We start from the raw sequence: 19,218 nt of genomic DNA, 5'->3' as shown, positions 1-19,218 counted from the left end.
ATCAGAAGGAGAACCCTTGTTTATTGCGGCGCAGATCTTCTTCTACCATCATCGCGCACAATTCTTCGAGCGTGGTTTTTGGTTCCCAGCCCAGAATGTCTTTCGCGCGCTGTGGATTACCAATCAGTAATTCTACTTCAGCAGGACGATAGAACTTAGGATTGACCTTAACCACCACTTTGTTCGTGGCGACATCGATGGCAACTTCCTGATCCTCTTTGCCTTCGAAGCGCAATTCAATGCCTGCAGCTTTGAACGCCATTGAAACGAAGTCACGGACTGTTTCAGTACGGTTGGTTGCCAGGACAAATGTATCTGGCTCATCAGCCTGCAGCATACGCCACATGCCTTCAACATATTCCTTAGCAAAGCCCCAGTCACGCTTGGCGTCCATGTTACCTAACTCAAGCACATCCAGCTTACCGAGTTTAATTTTGGCTACTGAATCGGTGATCTTACGGGTCACAAACTCCTGTCCACGCAGTGGTGATTCGTGGTTAAACAGAATGCCGCTTGATGCGAAGATGTTGTAGCTCTCACGGTAGTTAATGGTCATCCAGTGGGCATACAATTTTGCAACACCATACGGGCTACGCGGATAGAAAGGTGTGTCTTCTTTCTGCGGAATAGCCTGCACTTTACCAAACATCTCTGAAGTAGACGCCTGATAGAAACGAATTTTAGGGTTAACGATGCGAATAGCTTCTAACAGGTTTACCGGACCAATACCGGTAATTTCAGCGGTGGTCAGCGGCTGGTCGAAAGAAACACCTACAAAGCTCTGAGCCGCAAGGTTGTAAACTTCGGTTGCTTTGCTTTCCTGAAGTAAACGAATGCTTGATGACAGGTCAGTCAGATCATATTCGACCAGGTGAAGATTAGGATTATTTTTAATTCCTAACTCTTCAATGCGCCAGAAGTTTACCGAGCTGGTGCGGCGATAGGTACCATAAACTTCATAGCCTTTGTTAATTAAAAGCTCAGCGAGATAGGCACCATCTTGGCCAGTGATACCGGTGATTATAGCAACTTTGTTAGACATGCAAAAATCCTTAAAATAAACTCTGTTTTGTAGAATCGAATGAAACAAGCGTATTGATAAAATCTTTCGTAGTCAAAAATGAGAAGTATTTTTTCTCAGTAAATTTAGCATAGTTGAACAATTCAACTCTTTCGGACTCCGTTGAATCAAGAATAATGATATCCAGTGGATTGAGGAGTTCAGCAAACAACTTCTCGCTATTTAAATCATTTTCGTCGACTTGCTTAATGAGGAGCGAAAAATCACCTGTATGGAAAACATGCTTTACATTATTGGCCGTCGATGCACGACAATAATGCTCTTTAGCCTCACGCAGTTGTTCCAGGCCGGCATTGAAAATAATGTATGTTGCTTTTTTAGAGACATCAAGAACGTCGTCAGATAAAGACATTCCTTTTAGTGGCAAGATCCCGCTGGTAAAAGATTGTGAAAGCACAAGTCTTCTATCAGCCTTACTATAATGTACAGGCTCAACATGTAGGTCATCTGGCACATCAATAATTAGCTGATGAATGAGTGTCGAAACCATTGGGTCAAGTGGTTGCTCTAAATAAGCGCTAACATCAATAAATAGCTTATGTCCAGAGTTCAAAGTAGCCGTATCAGCTATAGCCTGAGAAAACCTATCAACTGATTCATTGCTTAACGCATCAAAAACTTCGGAATCAGACAATATATTCCTGGTGAAATCAGTAGTGCTGTAAGCTTTTTCTATAACATTAAAATACATTTGGGCACATTGTTCAGGAGAGTGCTGATTATCAATAATGTATCGAGCACGATCAATCAGCTTTTCACAATGAACAGAATTAGTCAGGAGTAACTTTAAAGCGCTTACTAGCTCATCATTAGTAAATTCATCAGGTAGAAGAACAACCGCTTCGTTATCTAACTCAGCCATACTTCCATTAGCATTAGCTATCGTGGCAAGTCCATAATTCATGCAATCGAGTACAGTTCCAGAAGTTTCACCTCTTGAAATGGCGCGTAACTGTATTCCTATATCCGCTGCGGATAACCATTTAACATACTCCTGGTCATTAACCCATCCAGTAATACTGATCGCATTTTTGGCAGGTGACCTTTCAATCATGGAACGTATTTTGATCCCATAATCACTTTCTTCAGAGTTATCCCCTACAAAAATGAGTTTTGCGCTATTATTCTCCGCGTAAATCTCATCAAATGCTTCAATTATCCTATGACTCTGTTTAGATGGTGAAGTAAATCCTAAAGATATAATAACATGATCATCTGAATTAATATTCAATGCTTTTCTTGCTAAATCTTTATCACTACTTACCGGTGGGGTACGCAGAAGTGGGATAAACTCAAACTTGCTACGATCCAGATGACGATACCATTTATTACTGAGATTAGCTGAGTATTTTGAATGAAAAATAACAGCATGTGAATTTTCCAGGACAGGAAGATTACATGGATATTTGTTCATTCCTTTTTCATTGTTGATCTGCTTATTATTATACATAACAGCTCGATATCCATGCGACTCATATAATTTGTCATTAAATGAATCCCCATCTGAATCATGCACCGTGGCCCAATGCACACCTCCCGACAGGAAGAAGTCATGTAGCACGGTTACGCCTGGATGCGTTTTCACCAAAGGATACATATGGGCATGGAAACTTGAATTACCTACCTGATATAACACTCTGTCATATTGACTATAAGTATTTTTAAAATCTTCAATATCAACACAGTTGCAGTCAAATAATTTTTTATGCTGCAAAACAGCATCACTATTTGTCACTAAATCAATATCATAAAGTTTACTTAGCTCAGGGATTAACTCTGCACTATAGTATCCTATCCCACTTTTCTCTGGTGGCAGTGGGGAGATGAAAGCTAATTTAGGCTTAACGTCATTTATTTTCGATTTCTTTAAGGGATAGCTATAATCTTTTGAAAGAGCCATCTCCATTGAATCTAAAAGCTTTTTAGCAGAAATGTCCCAGCTAAATTTTTTCACCTGCTTTTCTGAATGGGCAATGATTTTCGCACGATAATCATCGTCAGATAGTACCATTTTTAACTTCTCTGCTATCTCAAGTAGATTGTGAGGATCAAATTGTGCATCTTCATAATCCAATACCTCTGGAAGACTTGAGACATTACTGACAATGACCGGCTTGCCACACTGCATTGCTTCAAGAACTGGAAGGCCAAAGCCTTCATGCCATGATGGGAATACAAAAGCATGGCATAAATTGTAAAACATCAATAGTTCTTCATCAGAAACATAACCAGTGAGTACGAATTCATCGTCAGCTATGCCTTTTGAAATTGCATGCGATCTTAAGGCCGTTTTATCAGCAGCAGGGATGGAACACACAATAACAAGTTGATGCTTGACCCGGAGTGATTTTGGTAGCAAAGCATAACTGTCAATTAACGCGTGAAGATTTTTTCTAAAATCCCACCCTCCGGTATACATTAAAAAGTCATTTCTAATGACATACTTACTTAAAACGGCTTTAGCATCCTCACTACTATAATGAGTTACCTTAAATTTTTCGTCCGCTGCTGTAGAGATATTTTTTACAAATTCAGGATCCCAGTCAAGATATTTTATCGCTTCAGAACCGGCAGATTCAGATATACTAAAGAGATATTTAGCTCTTTTTAAGTAATCAAGCTTATTTTCATACCATCCCTTCAAGATATTGTTACTTAAATACTTTTTAGGATAAATAAGCGGGATAAGATCATATAAAATAACACCCGTCTTAAATGATTCACTTCCATCTAAATAGCTAATGGTATTATCGCCTAACCCTTCAAATATACTCGTAATCAATAAAAAGTCAGGGTTTAATGAGCTTACAAAATCCTTGTATATTTTCTCTGATATTATTCTATTATCATCATTTTCTGATAACAGATAAGATGTCGGTATTAAGGGATACCAGAACTTTACTGCGATACCATCAAGATTAAATATCCGTTGGAACTCTTGAAATGAATCATCAAAAGAGCCGTTAAAAAGTAAAATATACTCATGCCGGACCTTCGATTCAACCATAGCTCTAACTAAAGATAGCGTATAGCGTCCAATACCACGATTTCGACTCGCTGATTGCCATCCTTGCATATCTACAACAATACGCATAATTATTCCTTATCAGTATCTTTGTGAGTAATCTTTTGAGAACGAATTCTGGTACTGATAACTCTTGCTTTTTTTGAATATGAATTCGGTGTATGAATCACTGGCGCAGGTGCACTTTCATAAAAGAATCTGGCAACATGATTAGATAAACCCGTTTTAATTACCAATTCTCGCAGATAAGCTTTAATTTTTGGAAAACGGTTAAGTTCAAGCATAAAAAATCTAATCAATGCTTTTGGTGATTCTTTTTTATTAAAATATTTAATAAATTTATACAGCTTAATAGAATATACTTTTGCCCCCCTCAATGGCTTTGTCACTTTCCATGAGGTGCTTTGATGTATGAGTGATATATGATGACGTAATGCCCAGTTTTCATGATTATTTTCATCAATCTTCTTTTGCAGCCTCTTTTCGCTCTTTTTGAGTGATTTTATTTCCTTTGATAGCCTATTTATTTGGCTATTACGATCCTGAAGCTTGAGATCCTTTTTATATTCAGAAAAAAGAACGAATGAGTCAAAAACATTTGGTGGATTTGAAAAATGAATGGCCAAATCTTGATGTTCTTTTGCAAGATAAAACCTGTTTAGACCATCATCATATACAAAATCATAATTGCACGAAGTGATTAAAGGCTCCCAGTGCTGATGGTTTTTTTGTTGCGACATTGGGATCGTTGCTTCAATGACAATAATCCAAGGACGATTCTTATTCCAGTCACAGCCTTTAATAACGCTACTTTCAAATCCTTCAACATCAATCTTTAAGAAATGAACATCTTGATTATCAGGAATATACTCATCAAATATACAATTTAAAGTAGTGATATTGACTGTATCTTGTGCCGAAATATAACCTTTTCCCTCATGATCATGGCTTACATCATTGCTTAATGTCGACAGCCCAGTGTCACTGATGAAGTTCATTATCCCTTCACCTTGTTGATCAGAAATCGCAAGCTGCAAGTTTAGATCTTCAGCACGTTCGTTTACATAACGTGAATAGAATTCAGGATTAGGTTCAATGTTGATTCCTCTCCATCCGGAATCATAAAAGAACTTCGTAACAGAATCTTCTTCAGGCCAGGCAGCACCCACATCGACATAAAAACCTTTATCAATATGCCTCAAGGCTCTCCATAAAATTAAATCTTCGAAATTTTGAGCATAACTAATAAATTTCATTTTTCTTAATCTCTATGTCAGGGTCGATCCAGGCAACACCTGCAAATTGTTCTTTATGTGCATTAATTACATTAAAAACCAGCGCTAAATCACGCCACTCGTAATTATTAACCAGGTGTGTTTCTGAACTCACTAGCGCGGTCTGAACAGAGTAGCTGCCAACACCGATGTTCATACTGAATTTAAATTCGAAATCATAAATTTCGTCTTTTTTTACATCAAGTATTACCCGGTCTTTTAATAAAGTGTTAGTACCATAAATAACCTGGCCTAATCGGTCTTTAAAAGAGTAACCAACAACGAGTCGAGGGAGGTCTTGATTAACTTTAACACGAATTAACAGGGTTGCGTCTTCACCGACATTTAGATGTTCAGATAGCTCACCCTTTTTGTCATAGATTTCTGTTGCTATAACATTCGCTTCGCCAGTTCCCGATACAGTCTGTATTTTTCCGTCATCAGTTACCTTTTGCTGTATAGATCTTTTTTCTTTATCGGCAAGCAGCGCATTATAGTAATCCATTACTGCTTCTGGATTACCTTCAAACTCTTTACGCCCCTCATTTAGCAGGATAGCCCGATCACAGATACTTTGAATAGCCGCCTTATCATGTGAGACAATCAGTAAAGTGGTTCCCTGACGAGCATAATCTCTAATTCGGTCAAAGCTTTTATGTTGAAAATAGCTATCACCAACAGACAAAGCCTCATCTACAATCAATATATCTGGTCTTACTGCAGTAGCTACGCTAAAAGCTAATCGCATTTGCATACCACTTGAATAGACACGAACAGGTTGATCGATGTAATCACCTATCTCAGCAAAGCTTTCAATGTCAGGCATAAGCTGATGCAACTCTTGTACGGAATAGCCTAGCAATTGTCCTGACATGAAGACGTTTTGTCTACCTGTAAAATCAGGATGAAAACCCATTCCCAATTCCAGTAGTGCTGCAACTCTCCCCTTCAAATTGATTATTCCCTTTGAGGGAATTGTGGTACCTGTAATCATTTTTAGGAGCGTACTTTTACCAGCTCCATTGATGCCGATGATACCAACAGCTTCGCCCGGGTTAACGGTAAAACTAATATCATGAATAACCCACTTTAAGTCGTGTTTTTTTCCGACACCAGGTATAAACCATTCAGCAAGTCGCCCCCAACGGCTGGAGTACTTTTTGTAAGACTTACCTACATTACTGACAACAATTGAGCCCATTATAATTCATCCACCATTTCGCCGACGTTTTTACGAAATAATCGCATACCTAACCCCATGAGCAATATTCCAATAATTAAACTGGGGAGAAGTGAAGGCCAGTCTGGGCTTTTGCCTTGAACGAGGATGTTATGGCTGCCTTCAATAATTGCTGCCATCGGGTTTAACTTTACTAAATCCTGAAACTTTTCCGGTATAATATTGACTGGATAAACTATTGGAGTGAACCAAAACCAGAACTGCATGAAAATCGTTACTGTTTGACCGACATCACGAAAGAAAACATTCAGAACACCAACAACCATTCCTAAACCGATGGCAAAAATAATTGCCACGGCCAAAACAGGAAATATTTCAAAGTAAACGACACCCGGGAAAGATCCCGATAAAACCAGAAAAACAGTAAACAAAAAGAAAATTATCCCGAAATTCACCAAAGCATTACATATTAATGTTACTGGAAGACATATTCTGGGAAAGTTTATTTTCTTAATGATATTCGCGTTATCTATGAAGACGTTTTGACTTCTCGAAACTATCTCGTTGAAAATACTCCATGTAAATGTACCTGCACATAAGTAAATGCTATATGCAAATGCATTGTCTACACCAGGAAGTTTAGCTCTCATAATTTGAGAAAAAATCAACGTATAGACAACAATCATTGATAGTGGATTTATAATGTTCCAGGCAGCACCTAGTAGAGAGTTTTGATACTTCGTTTGAAACTCACGCTTGATATTGCCGTAAATAAAACCTCTATACTGTACTATGGATCTAAATAGTCCGGTCATACTGATCCCTCAGCTTTTATGATTTCTTCAAGCTGTGTGACGATCGTTAAGATGAGAGCAGTATTGCTCTTTGATTCTACATTCAGCCTGAGTAGTGGCTCTGTATTAGATGTTCTGACATTCATCCTCCAATCAGAAAAAGATAAACTCAACCCATCCGTGTTATCTGTCATTAATGCCTGACCTGCATAGCGAGAATGGATGTCTTGTAAAATGCGCTTTGCATCAGCAACTTTGTAATTAATCTCACCACTACATGGAAACGCCTTCATTCTTTCCGAAACCAGCCCGGATAACGTTTCACCTTTCACTGCCAATAGTTCCGCTACCAGCAACCACGGTATCATGCCGCTGTCGCAGTAAGCGAAGTCACGAAAGTAGTGGTGCGCACTCATCTCGCCACCATAGACCGCATCTTCTTCACGCATGCGCTCTTTGATGAAGGCATGCCCGGTTTTGGACATTACCGGAATACCACCCGCTTTGGTCACGACATCAATTGTGTTCCAGGTCAGACGCGGATCGTGAATGATTTTTGCACCTGACTCTTTCTTAAGAAACGCTTCGGCTAACAGCCCAACAATGTAATAGCCTTCAATGAACTCTGCATTCTCATCAAACAGGAAACAGCGGTCAAAATCCCCGTCAAAGGCAATACCCATATCCGCCTGATGCTCATGTACCGCGTCGGAGGTGTCTTTACGACACTCAGGCAGCAGCGGATTCGGGATACCGTTCGGGAAATTGCCGTCTGCTTCATGATGTACTTTGATAAACGACACTGGCGCATTCGCCTGCTTAAAGCGTTTTTCAATTTCATCGATGATATGACCTGCAGCACCATTCCCTGAGTTAATGACAAGCTTCATCGGTTTAGTGAAGTTACTCAGGTCGATGTAGCCCATCAGATGATCGACATAGGCATCCAGCACAGAAATCTGCTTATAACTTCCCCGTTTGCCCTCTTCAACCGGAGCAAAGTCATTCGCTTCCGCCAGTCGCTGGACGTCGCGCAGACCGGTGTCACCGCTGACAGGACGTGCACCTTCGCGAACCAGTTTCATCCCGTTATAGTTCATCGGATTGTGGCTGGCAGTCACTTCAATGCCGCCATCAATGCCTAAATGAAAGGTAGCGAAGTAGATCTCTTCTGTTCCGCTCATACCTATATCGAGCACATCAGTGCCCGCATCGCGCAATCCATCGGCCAATGCCAGCTTTAATGACTCGCTGGTCAGTCGGACATCGCCACCCACCACAATCGTTTTTGGCCGGACAAATTCGCCATAGGCGCGGCCTATGCGGTAGGCAATATCTTCGTTCAGTTCCGTGCCTAGCTCACCGCGGATGTCATAAGCTTTAAAACAGGTCAGTGCTGCCATGATCTTGTCAGTCCTTACTTACTTGCAAACTGTTGTTTAATCAAAATGAGGTCGTCATCACCAAGATAAGAGCCGGACTGAATCTCCAGCAATTCCAGTGGAATCTTGCCTGGGTTTTCTAAGGTATGCGGGTGACCGATGGGAATAAAGGTTGACTGGTTTTCTGTCAGCAACAGGGTTTTATCCTGAATGGTGACCTGGGCTGTGCCTGACAGGATCACCCAGTGTTCGGTGCGGTGATAGTGCATCTGCAACTCAAAGGCTTCACCCGGCTTAACCGTAATGCGGTTCACGTTGAAGCGCCCCGTATTGACGACCAGATCGCAACGTCCCCACGGCCAGTAGGTTTCACGATGACGGCGATATTCGCTGCGGCACTCGCTTTTCAGGAATTCAACAACGCGCTTAACATCCTGAACCTGATCTTTGCGCGCGACCAGTACCGCATCCTTGGTGTTCACAATCACCAGATTTTCAACGCCAATAGCAGCAACCAGCTGATCTTCACTGTTGATGTAACAGTTTTTGGTATTGTGCAGGAAAGTATCGCCCTTCAGGGAGTTGCCGTGTGCATCTTTATCATTCACTTCCCACAGCGCAGACCAGGAGCCCACATCGCTCCATCCGGCCGCCAGCGGGACTACCACTGCAGCGTCTGTCTGTTCCATGACGGCGTAATCGACTGACTCATCCGGACAGGCGATAAAATCATCTTTATTGATGCTGATGAAATCATTACCTTCTTTGACGTTAGCCATCGCACGACGGCAGGCTTCCAGAATATCCGGACGGAATTTCTCCAGTTCCTGCAGATAGCGTTTAGCCCGGAACATAAACATGCCGCTGTTCCAGTAATACTCACCGGATTCCAGATACTGCTCAGCAGTGCTCTGGTTCGGTTTTTCGACAAAGCGCTGAACCTGATAAGGGCCGTTTTCTGCGCCTGGCAGCGCTTCGCCACGTTGAATATAACCGTATCCGGTTTCCGGGCCGGTTGGCACGATGCCGAAAGTCACCAGCTTGCCCTCTTTGGCATAGGCGGTGGCCACTTTGATAGCCTGATGAAACGCTGCACGATCTTCGATCACGTGGTCGGCGGCCAGCACCAGCAGAACGGGATCATCACCCTGCTCTACAGCATTTAATGCTGCCAGCGCGATAGCCGGAGCCGTGTTGCGCCCGACTGGCTCGAGAATAATGTTATGGGACAGCTTGTCAATTTGTCGTAACTGCTCAGCCACAAGGAAACGATGCTCCTCGTTGCAGATGACCATCGGTGCGCGTGCTTCGACGCCGCTCAGACGATTAACGGTCTCCTGCAGCATAGAGTGTTCACCATGCAGACAGATGAACTGTTTTGGGTAAAGTTCGCGGGAAAGGGGCCATAAGCGGCTGCCGGTTCCTCCGGCCATGATTACGGGAAGTAACATTCCACATCCTCTAACAAATTTAAACATGCTATGCATACACGCGGGTCAATTTTGACTCATTACGAGTAAATGGCCACGCTACCGCCCCTGGTTTGCAGCAACCAATGCGCTGTGTGTCGGGAATCTTCCCTTCACAGGTTAGCTTGTCGATGCGCTGATTATATTTTATTCAAACGCATACGGGCTCCGGGATAACTGCAAATACTACATTTTGTGCGGCAAAAATAATATGCCTAATCTTTCATTACCGCCTACAAAACTTAAGGGGAGCTAAACGTTATTCTGGTACTGCATTAAGAAAGGTCATCACAGGCAAAACAACATAATAGCGTATCGGCAATCATGCTTTGCGCCTCTGCTCAGAGTCGGTCTGCACGATAGTGTGATTAAATGCGACCAAAGTCAGACCAGGATAATTCCGTATTCAGTCATTAAACAGTCACAATCTGGCATTAAAGTCAGGATCGGAAGCCGGAATATACAATTCTGCTTAACGCAGGCAAAAAAAAACCCGGCCTAAGCCGGGTGTTTGCATATTTTTTCAACTACCGAAACCCATCCGGGTTCTTACTCTGCCAGTTCCACGTATCGCGCATCATCTCATCGATGCCGCGCGTCACGCGCCAGTCGAGCGTACGGTTCGCCAGTGATGCATCGGCCCAGAACGCAGGCAGGTCGCCGTCACGGCGTGGCTTGATTTCAAACGGAATCGCCTTGCCGGAAGCCTTCTCGAACGCTTTGATCATCTCCAGTACAGAGAAGCCTTTGCCGCCGCCCAGGTTGAAGGCTGTGTAACCTTCAACTTTGTTCAGATGGTCCAGCGCTTTCAGGTGGCCTTCCGCCAGGTCAACCACATGGATGTAGTCGCGCAGGCAGGTGCCATCTGGCGTATCGTAATCGCCGCCAAACACGCCCAGCTTTTCCAGACGGCCAATCGCGACCTGCGCGATATACGGCAACAGATTGTTTGGAATGCCCGTCGGGTCTTCACCGATTTCACCAGACTCGTGCGCGCCAACCGGGTTGAAGTAACGCAGGGCAATCGCCTTAAACTTCGGCTCTGCTTTGGCAAAGTCGCGCATCACGAATTCGGTCATCAGCTTTGAGGTGCCGTACGGACTGGTGGTGCCGCCAATTGGCGTAGTCTCAACGTAAGGAACCGGCGCATCTGCGCCATAAACGGTCGCTGATGAGCTGAAGATAAAGTTCCAGACGCCGGCATTACGCATCTCTTCCAGCAGCACCACGGTGCCCGCGACGTTGTTCTCGTAATACTCCAGCGGCATACGCGTTGACTCACCCACCGCTTTAAGCGCTGCAAAGTGAATGACGGCTGAAATGCTGTTGGCTGTGAACAGGTCACGCAGACAGGCGCGGTCACGGATATCGCCCTCAACGAAGGTCGCTTTCTTACCCGCCAGTTTTTCAACGCGGTTGATCGCTTCGCGTGAGGCGTTACAGAGGTTATCCAGAACCACAACATCATCACCGCGCTGCAACAGCGCCAGTACCGTATGGGAGCCGATATAGCCTGCTCCACCCGTTACTAAAATTGCCATGTGAGCTCCTTTCAATCAGCCGCGCAGAACGCGGTGATTTAATTACTTTTGTTTTGCGAGAATCGTCTGGATAGCTTCGCGGAAATCGCGACCCTGCGCGTTGTTGCGCAGTCCGTAAGAGACGAACGCCTGCATGTAACCGAGTTTACGACCGCAGTCGAAACTGTGACCAGTCAGCAGAGAAACATCAACCGTTTTGTGCTTGCTCAGGCTGGCAATCGCATCGGTCAGCTGGATACGGCCCCACGCGCCTGGCTCAGTGCGCTCCAGTTCTGCCCAGATATCAGCAGAAAGCACATAGCGGCCTACCGCCGCCAGGTCAGAGCTCAGTCCGGCTGTATCTTCAGGCTTCTCAACGAAATCGGTAATGGTGCTGATGTCGCCTGGGTGATCGATCGGCTCTTCTGTGGTGATCACAGAGTACTCAGAGAGATCAGACGCTGGCATATGCTGCGCCAGGACCTGGCTGTGGCCGGTCTCTTCAAAACGGGCAACCATCGCTGCGAGGTTATAACGCATGTGGTCAGCGGTAGAGTCATCCAGCAGGACGTCCGGCAGCACGACAACGAACGGATTATCACCGATCATCGGACGGGCACAGAGAATGGAGTGACCCAGGCCCAGTGGCTGCGCCTGGCGCACGTTCATGATGGTTACGCCTGGCGGGCAGATAGACTGCACTTCGCTCAGCAGCTGACGCTTCACGCGCGCTTCAAGCAGCGCTTCAAGCTCATAGGTGGTGTCGAAGTGGTTTTCTACGGCATTTTTCGATGCATGCGTGACCAGCACAATCTCTTTAATACCTGCAGCAACACACTCGTCAATGATGTACTGGATCATCGGTTTGTCGACGACAGGCAGCATCTCTTTCGGAATGGCTTTAGTCGCAGGGAGCATATGCATACCGAGGCCCGCTACCGGGATTACTGCTTTAAGCTTGGTCATATTTATTCCGTTTAATAAAATGAAGATGTGGGTCGATTATGCAGGATCGGCCGGAAGAGCAAGTATAATCTTTATCTGAAAAGCGGACAGTAACTCTCTGTCATAACTTGGAAATTCGCATTTTGCCCATTGCCAGCCGCGGCATAAACTGAACAAAGACAATCAGTAATCGAATATTGCCACTGTGATCCGGAGCACTATTCGTTACACGGCTGAGACCAGCCATAAATGAAAACGGGCGACCCTGAGGCCGCCCGTTGATATAACGCTTTGGAATCAGAGCCAGCCTTCAAACCACTCTGGCATCACAAACAGATTAAAGTGATTTACCAGCATCATCACGCCAACAAATACCACCGATACTGCCACCCACTGCCGGGCATACGGGATAAACCGAATGCCAATCACCGGCTTGATGAAGAACGGATGCGCCAGTGCAGAGATCAGGATCTGCGAGATGGAGAGCGTCAGTGCGACGTAAAGCACGTTTGGCCAGATAAAGGTGGTTGCCAGCACCGCCAGAACCACAATGCTCGCCACGATGTTCCAGTAGAACTCCACGTTGGTGCGTCCGTTGGCCTGTGAAATCGCCCCGGTAAGACCGCCCATCGGCCGCAGCATACCAAACAGCAACATCAGCGGGATCAGGTGATAAACCTGCTCATGCGATGCACCATAAAGCACACGCACAATAACCGGCGAGAAGATACCAATAGCCAGATACATGGCACTGCTGAACAGCATGATCCCCAGCGTGCCCTTCAGGAACAGCTTTTTCAGCTGCTCGGCATCGTGCTGCTTCTCAGCAAAGCGCGGCAGTGCCAGACGGTTAATCACCGGCGTGACCAGCTTCAGCGGTTGCAGCACCAGCTCTTTCGCCAGTGAGTAGACGCCCAGCATTTCTGCGCCCATGACTTTACCGACCACCAGCGCATCGGCCTGGGTACGCAGCTGGTTAATGGTCTGCGAACCGAGTTGATAGCTGCCGTAACGAATCGCGCCGAAGAAAGTCGCTTTGTCGAACTCCCAGGTTGGCCGCCACGACTTCTCACCCAGCGCAATCATGCAAAGGATGCGGGTAAAGGCGTTGATGAACAGACCCAGAATCGCCGCGGCCACCGTCAGTGAGGTGAACTCCAGCATCGCCACTACACAGAGGAAGGCAAACAGCTTGGTGCCCATCTCAATCTTCGCCAGCGAGACCATCCGCTTGGTTTTGATGTAGTGCGCCTGATACTGCGACAGATGACCCAGCACCAGGAAGTTCAGGCTGGTCAGCATGATCAGCCCGGTCAGCTCTGGCAGGTGATAGAACCAAGAGACCGGAAAGGCGATCAGCAACATGATCAAGCCGGTACACAGGCTGAGCGAGACGTTTACCCAGTAGATGGTGCTCTGCTCACGACGGGTAATGTTCTGGCGATGCACCAGATAACTGCTCATCCCCATATCCTGCAGCACACCCGCCACCGCCAGGATGGCGTTGATGATGGCTAACAGCCCCAGCTCGTGGGTTTCCAGTTTGCGGGCGAGAAAGCTCAGCTGTGCAACCTGCAGCACTGCAGAGAAGCAGGTGCTGCCGAACAGCCAAATCGCCTGTGACTTAAATCCACTCACACCAGTCGCTCCAGAATCTGTGCCAGTTCGCCATAGGCGATATGCTGATTAAATTCAGTCTCAACTTTGTGACGTGCGGCTGCGACGACCGGCGCCACATCCACTTCACCCTGAGACAACTTCAGCAGCGTTTCCGCCAGCGCCTCGGGGTCGTCCTCTTCCACCAGCCAGCCAGAAACATTGTTCTCAATCAGCTCCGGAATACCGCTGTGGAAGGTAGAGACTACCGGCAGGCCGACCGCCATCGCCTCCATCAGGGCAACCGGGATCCCTTCCATATCGCCATCTGCGGCGGTTTTGGACGGCAGCAGGAAGATGTCAGCCTCGCTCAGCGCACGACGGATCTCCTCCTGCGGCTTAAAGCCCGGCATGCTGACACAATCTTCCATTCCCTCGCGGGCGATGAAATCACGCATCATCTCATCCTGATCGCCGTTGCCAATGATGGTGTACTGAAACTGACCGCCACGCTGTTTCAGGATGGCGCTGGCTTTCACCGCCACATCCAGGCCTTTTTTCTCAGTCAGACGCGCCACCGAAACGATACGCAGCGGCGTATGGAACGCCTGGCGCGGCTGGAAGTTAAACTTCTCCGGCTCAATGCCCATACGCGTCACGTGAATTTTCTCCGGCGGGCAGCCCATCTCAATCAGCTTGTTCTCCCACAGATGGCTGATAGGGAGCATCAGCTCACTCTGGCGGAACAGATTCACGTAGTCGAGTTTATGCTCTTCCAGAATGTGACGGCGGGAAATATCAGCGCCATGAAACACGGTCGCCTGTTTACCCTTAAGCACGCCCAGTTCACGCAGCTTGTTTGCCAGTGCACCGGCATAGCCGAAATGCACCAGAAACACATCTGCAGTAAAGGTCTGCTTAGCATTCGCCACAATCGACGGCAGCAGCAGTTTGCTGGACTGCGCGCCATAACGGCGAACATTCAGCGAACGCAGCAGCGACGGCTTCGTCACTTTTGGCAGCACCAGTTTGATACGCTGGTTGAGCTTATCGACAATTGAGATCTTCTCTTCCGGCAGCAGATAGTGGGTCTTCGCCGCCAGACCATACTCATCAAACGCCGCATGCCGGTTCACTAAATCGCCGGGAAAGACTGAAATAATCTCCACCTCGTAACCGGCATCAATAAAATGGGTCACCTGATTTAGTACGAATGTCTCAGAGGCAACCGGGAAACGCATGGTGAAAAAAGTCAGTTTCATCACATTACCCTAATACTTTGAGAATCTCTTCAGTGATCCGGTTGCCAATTTCCCTTTCATTCGCAACGGCCGTGTCGACCTTAAGCTTAATGTTGTCGTAATCGGCAAGAACGGTTTTCACCTTGTCGATCAGCGAGCCGTCCATCAGGCTTTTCACATCGGTTGCCATCTGCGGCAGACCAAGCTGGTTCATCACACCCATCGACTTGTGCTCATAGTTGATCGCCACAGCCGGGGTGCCAAAGTTCATGGAGATAATCGCTGAGTGCAGGCGGGTACCGATGGTCAGATGGCAGTGACTCAGCAGGATGCCCAGTTCCAGGTCGTTAAACTCGTCCATGATGACATGGTAATGTTCTGGCTGCGCCACGTGGTCACGCAGCGTCAGCGCCACCATGCGGTCATCTTTGGCATAGCTGTCGATGCCGGTACAGGTGGAGAACGCGACGACCTGATAGCCTTCAGCAATCATCGCATTGATTACCCGGCCAAAGGCTGCTTCATACTCTTTCTGCGTCACGCCCAGACGTTTATCAAATGGCGCCAGTTCGCGCACGGTGATCGCGATCGTTTTACGGCCATCGATAATGCCCTGCCAGTAGCGCAGGTTGTGGCTCGGGTTCTCCACTTCACGCGCACGCACCAGGAATGCAGTATCCACGCCAGAGGCAACTTTAGAGCTGGTGACGCCATCGCGCTTCATCAGGTCAAGGCTGACCGACTCACGCAGTACCAGGCTGTCGACCCGATCAAAGACAAAGTTCGCCAGCGCATTGACGCGCGGGTTCTGGAAAGGTCCCACTGAGTGGCCAATCAGGTAGATCGGCTTTTTCGCCATCAGCGCACAGAGCGCATGGTCAAACTGGGTCACGCCATAGAGATCGACGAAGAAGGATCCGCCAACCTGAATAATCGCATCATATTTTGCCAGGCTTTCGGTAAAGGCCTTAAGGTGCGGCGGCACAGCGAACGACTTAAAGATCCCGCCTTTGCCCAGGTGCGCCATCATGATATCGGGCATCAGACGGTTCGCCACTTTACGCTTAAACGAACCGACCAGACCTTTACCTGATTTGCTGTTGTGCAGATACAGCGCATCCTGCTGAATATCCTGCTGGAGCAGATAACCGGAGCTGGTTGGATAACGGCTGATAACATCAATGTCTAAATCACTGCGTGCAGACTTCATCGAATCGATCAGTCCACGAAGAATCGCGCCATCCCCGCGATTCCCACACGTATGGTTACCCACCAATAAAATTTTCATAACAACTCCGAATGAATTTTTTTAATTCTGTAAGCCGCCCAGATCCGAAATGGGCAAAATGAACTCTGTTTAAAGTAATGCTTTACGGGATAACGCACCCAAAGGTACTGCTCCTGTTAAACCGGCCGCCTCCATTGTGGCGGCCCTGAAACAAGGGGTTAAGACTTAATCGCGAAGTATGGCAGCGCAACCTGTTTACCGTTGATCACCACGGAAACAAAGCCTTCCGGCTTACTGGTATCGACCTGATCGGCGGAGAGCGGACGGGAAGCCATCAGCAGATCGCCCTGCTCGTTGGCACCCACACCCGCTTTGCCGTTATGCAGGCTGAAACGCTGTGGCGCGCGTTTGGCCGCGTCGCCTGATGGCGGATTGCCCTTCTCCATCTTCGCGTTGACCCGCGCACAGCGGCCGGTCACAAAACGATCTTTACCCGTGGTTTTCACCAGCACGGCCGCCGACGGCGTCCAGCCCGCCAGTTTGACGAAGATACGGACATCGGTGTCATGCTCTGCCACATAGCGCACATCCACAATCGGGCTGCTGCCTTCGGCCGACCAGCTCGCTTCCGACAGATCTTTCTTACGCTGCACGTGGATCACTGCGCGACCGCCGGTGGTCTTGTCACCCATCAGGTTCATCAGCGGCTTATCGCCACTGCCATTACTGAACTGCGACTGACCAAAAATTTCGATCTCCCACGAATCACCCACCGTCGGTGAATAGAGGCTGCCGAGGTCAAACCAGGTCTCCTGGTTCGTATTGTTCTCTAAGCGCCAGCGCGAGGTGATGTAGTTGTATTTCAGGCTGCCATCCAGCGCGACGCCATAAGACTCGACGCGGGTCGATCCCATCTCCCAGATGCTGAGCAAACGATCGCCCTGCATGGAGTTGTCGATCCAGCTGCCCGACTGCAGGCTGGTCTGACGCATATTCAGACGGGTGTTATGCGCGATCAGCGGATTCTTACAATCCTCCAGGCTCAGCGCATCAACGATCCACTGACCGTTAGAGAGATCGCCCGGATTATCACAGTGTTCAATCCAGCCATTATGGATAATCGACTGGCCGCAGCGCGGCAGGTTAAGCACTTTGCCGCCACGGCAGTACTGCGCATTGAAGTTGGATAACTCAATCGCGGTACTGTGGTCCCATTTGCCCTGCTTCTGCCCGGACCAGCCCGATTTGATCACATCGCCACTGCAGCGCGAGGCGTACCACTGGTCGATTTTACAATCCAGAGTGTCCTGCAGGCTGATGGCCGTGCCGCCGACAGCGTTAAAGCGCAGGCAGGCACCCCGAAAATATTGTCCGCCAGGACAGGTATTATGGAAAAATCCCTGCTGGTTTGGACGCTTATCACTGTTGCCGTTGAAATTCAGGTTGGATAGCTCCACACGACGGGCATTCATCTGGAAGACGAAGTCAGACTTACCATCGGAGACGATCGTAGTCGCCGGGAAGTAACCGAAGTTCACCATCGCACCGGACATACGGAAGAAGTTGAGATACTTGTCACCCAGGTTACAGGCGGAAACCATGAAGGTTCCGGCCGGAAACTGAACGCAAATCTGCTGGTTAGCCTGCTGCGACCAGTTGAACATCGCCATAATGGCGGGCGCTGTATCGGTCTGACCATCGGCAATCGCACCGAAATCAAACAGCGTCAGGCGGTTAAAATCATCGACTACGCGACGCCAGGAGAAGCCCTCACCGGCAAAATTTACGCCGCCATCATTCGCAGCGGTCTGGAAGCTGCCGACAAACTCGCCGCCGCCCACTTCCCGTCCTTCATGCCAGCTTTTGAGCTTAACCTTGGCCCCTTCAAACAGCGGGCGGGTTTTGCGTAACTCCGCCACGGACGGGATCTCACCAATCAGCTGATAACCCGCCGGCTGTGCCAGACGCTGACTGAAATCGGCGGCGCCCGGACGGCTGACATCGGCGATGTTAAACAGCGCCTGACCGTCATTGTCCTCGACCGTCATCGAATGCGAAGGATCGGCAATCAGTGCAGCGTTGTCCTGAATAAACTGGGCAAAGTTGCCTTTGTTCAGCGTGATAGGCTGAGCAATCTCAGACACTTTACCGCTGGCATCACGCAGGAAGACCGGGATCTGGTTACCCGGTTTGCTGGCATCGACACCCGCTTTACCAATCCAGAGTTTGCCCTCAAAGCCCTGCCAGAACTGCGGTGGCATGGCGTAGACATTCTCAGGCGTCAGGATAGGCACGTCGCCCTTAGGGATAGCCGACGCATCAACCGGCTTCAGGGCAATACCATTACTTTTTGCAGCGTAGCTGGAAAAGGTGCTCACGGAGAGGGCCCCCACCAGAGCGGAGGCGGCGGTCTGTAAAACTTCTCTTCTTTTCATGCATCAATTCCCGTAGTCAATAAGGCCATTGGTTGGCCATGGCGGTGT

At 47.5% G+C, this 19,218-nt stretch carries 13 protein-coding genes; all 13 read right to left on the bottom strand.

Annotated elements, in window-relative coordinates:
- Position 1: 1 nt before the first annotated feature.
- The 13 genes from gmd to QSK07_RS02230 all read right to left on the bottom strand — a co-directional run bounded on the left by gmd (position 2) and on the right by QSK07_RS02230 (position 19,170).
- Positions 2-1,042 carry a GDP-mannose 4,6-dehydratase gene (gene gmd, locus QSK07_RS02290; RefSeq protein WP_285720329.1) on the bottom strand — a complete coding sequence of 347 codons (1,041 nt, stop codon included), beginning with the start codon at positions 1,040-1,042 and terminating at the stop codon, positions 2-4.
- A 10-nt stretch (positions 1,043-1,052) separates the two neighbouring features.
- Entirely contained in the window at positions 1,053-4,175 is a 3,123-nt protein-coding gene (locus tag QSK07_RS02285; protein WP_285720328.1) for a glycosyltransferase, read from the bottom strand.
- A 2-nt stretch (positions 4,176-4,177) separates the two neighbouring features.
- Positions 4,178-5,362 carry an FkbM family methyltransferase gene (locus tag QSK07_RS02280; protein WP_275220820.1) on the bottom strand — a complete coding sequence of 395 codons (1,185 nt, stop codon included), beginning with the start codon at positions 5,360-5,362 and terminating at the stop codon, positions 4,178-4,180.
- The gene (locus QSK07_RS02275; RefSeq protein ID WP_275220822.1) at positions 5,349-6,581 is read right to left on the bottom strand and encodes an ABC transporter ATP-binding protein; all 1,233 of its coding nucleotides are present in this window, start codon (positions 6,579-6,581) and stop codon (positions 5,349-5,351) included. Before QSK07_RS02275 ends, QSK07_RS02280 begins: the two co-directional genes overlap by 14 nt.
- Positions 6,581-7,375 (bottom strand): ABC transporter permease, encoded by a 795-nt coding sequence (locus QSK07_RS02270; protein ID WP_275220824.1) that lies wholly within the window; start codon positions 7,373-7,375, stop codon positions 6,581-6,583. The genes QSK07_RS02275 and QSK07_RS02270 overlap by 1 nt, the downstream gene beginning before the upstream one ends.
- Complete coding sequence (cpsG, locus tag QSK07_RS02265; RefSeq protein ID WP_275220826.1) at positions 7,372-8,757, bottom strand: phosphomannomutase CpsG; 1,386 nt, start codon at positions 8,755-8,757, stop codon at positions 7,372-7,374. The genes QSK07_RS02270 and cpsG overlap by 4 nt, the downstream gene beginning before the upstream one ends.
- 14 nt (positions 8,758-8,771) lie before the next feature.
- Complete coding sequence (locus QSK07_RS02260) at positions 8,772-10,187, bottom strand: mannose-1-phosphate guanylyltransferase/mannose-6-phosphate isomerase (RefSeq protein ID WP_098052858.1); 1,416 nt, start codon at positions 10,185-10,187, stop codon at positions 8,772-8,774.
- 545 nt (positions 10,188-10,732) lie between these two features.
- Positions 10,733-11,746 (bottom strand): UDP-glucose 4-epimerase GalE, encoded by a 1,014-nt coding sequence (gene galE, locus QSK07_RS02255; RefSeq protein WP_275220828.1) that lies wholly within the window; start codon positions 11,744-11,746, stop codon positions 10,733-10,735.
- A gap of 42 nt (positions 11,747-11,788) precedes the next feature.
- On the bottom strand, positions 11,789-12,691 hold the full coding sequence (gene galF / locus QSK07_RS02250) for a UTP--glucose-1-phosphate uridylyltransferase GalF (RefSeq protein ID WP_013358455.1): 903 nt from the start codon (positions 12,689-12,691) through the stop codon (positions 11,789-11,791).
- A 276-nt stretch (positions 12,692-12,967) separates the two neighbouring features.
- On the bottom strand, positions 12,968-14,308 hold the full coding sequence (locus tag QSK07_RS02245; protein WP_098052856.1) for a lipopolysaccharide biosynthesis protein: 1,341 nt from the start codon (positions 14,306-14,308) through the stop codon (positions 12,968-12,970).
- The gene (locus QSK07_RS02240) at positions 14,305-15,528 is read right to left on the bottom strand and encodes a glycosyltransferase (protein WP_013358457.1); all 1,224 of its coding nucleotides are present in this window, start codon (positions 15,526-15,528) and stop codon (positions 14,305-14,307) included. Before QSK07_RS02240 ends, QSK07_RS02245 begins: the two co-directional genes overlap by 4 nt.
- A 4-nt stretch (positions 15,529-15,532) precedes the next feature.
- Positions 15,533-16,795, bottom strand: coding sequence for a colanic acid biosynthesis pyruvyl transferase WcaK (gene wcaK / locus QSK07_RS02235; RefSeq protein WP_098052855.1), 1,263 nt, complete (start codon positions 16,793-16,795; stop codon positions 15,533-15,535).
- 158 nt (positions 16,796-16,953) lie between these two features.
- Positions 16,954-19,170: a phage tailspike protein gene (locus QSK07_RS02230; protein WP_275220832.1), complete on the bottom strand. Its 2,217-nt coding sequence runs from the start codon at positions 19,168-19,170 to the stop codon at positions 16,954-16,956.
- Positions 19,171-19,218: the final 48 nt, after the last annotated feature.

Source organism: Pantoea sp. QMID4 (assembly GCF_030270445.1).
Classification (GTDB): domain Bacteria; phylum Pseudomonadota; class Gammaproteobacteria; order Enterobacterales; family Enterobacteriaceae; genus Pantoea; species Pantoea vagans.
Note: the sequence above shows the minus strand (reverse complement) of the source record. Positions and strands in the feature narration are given on the sequence as shown.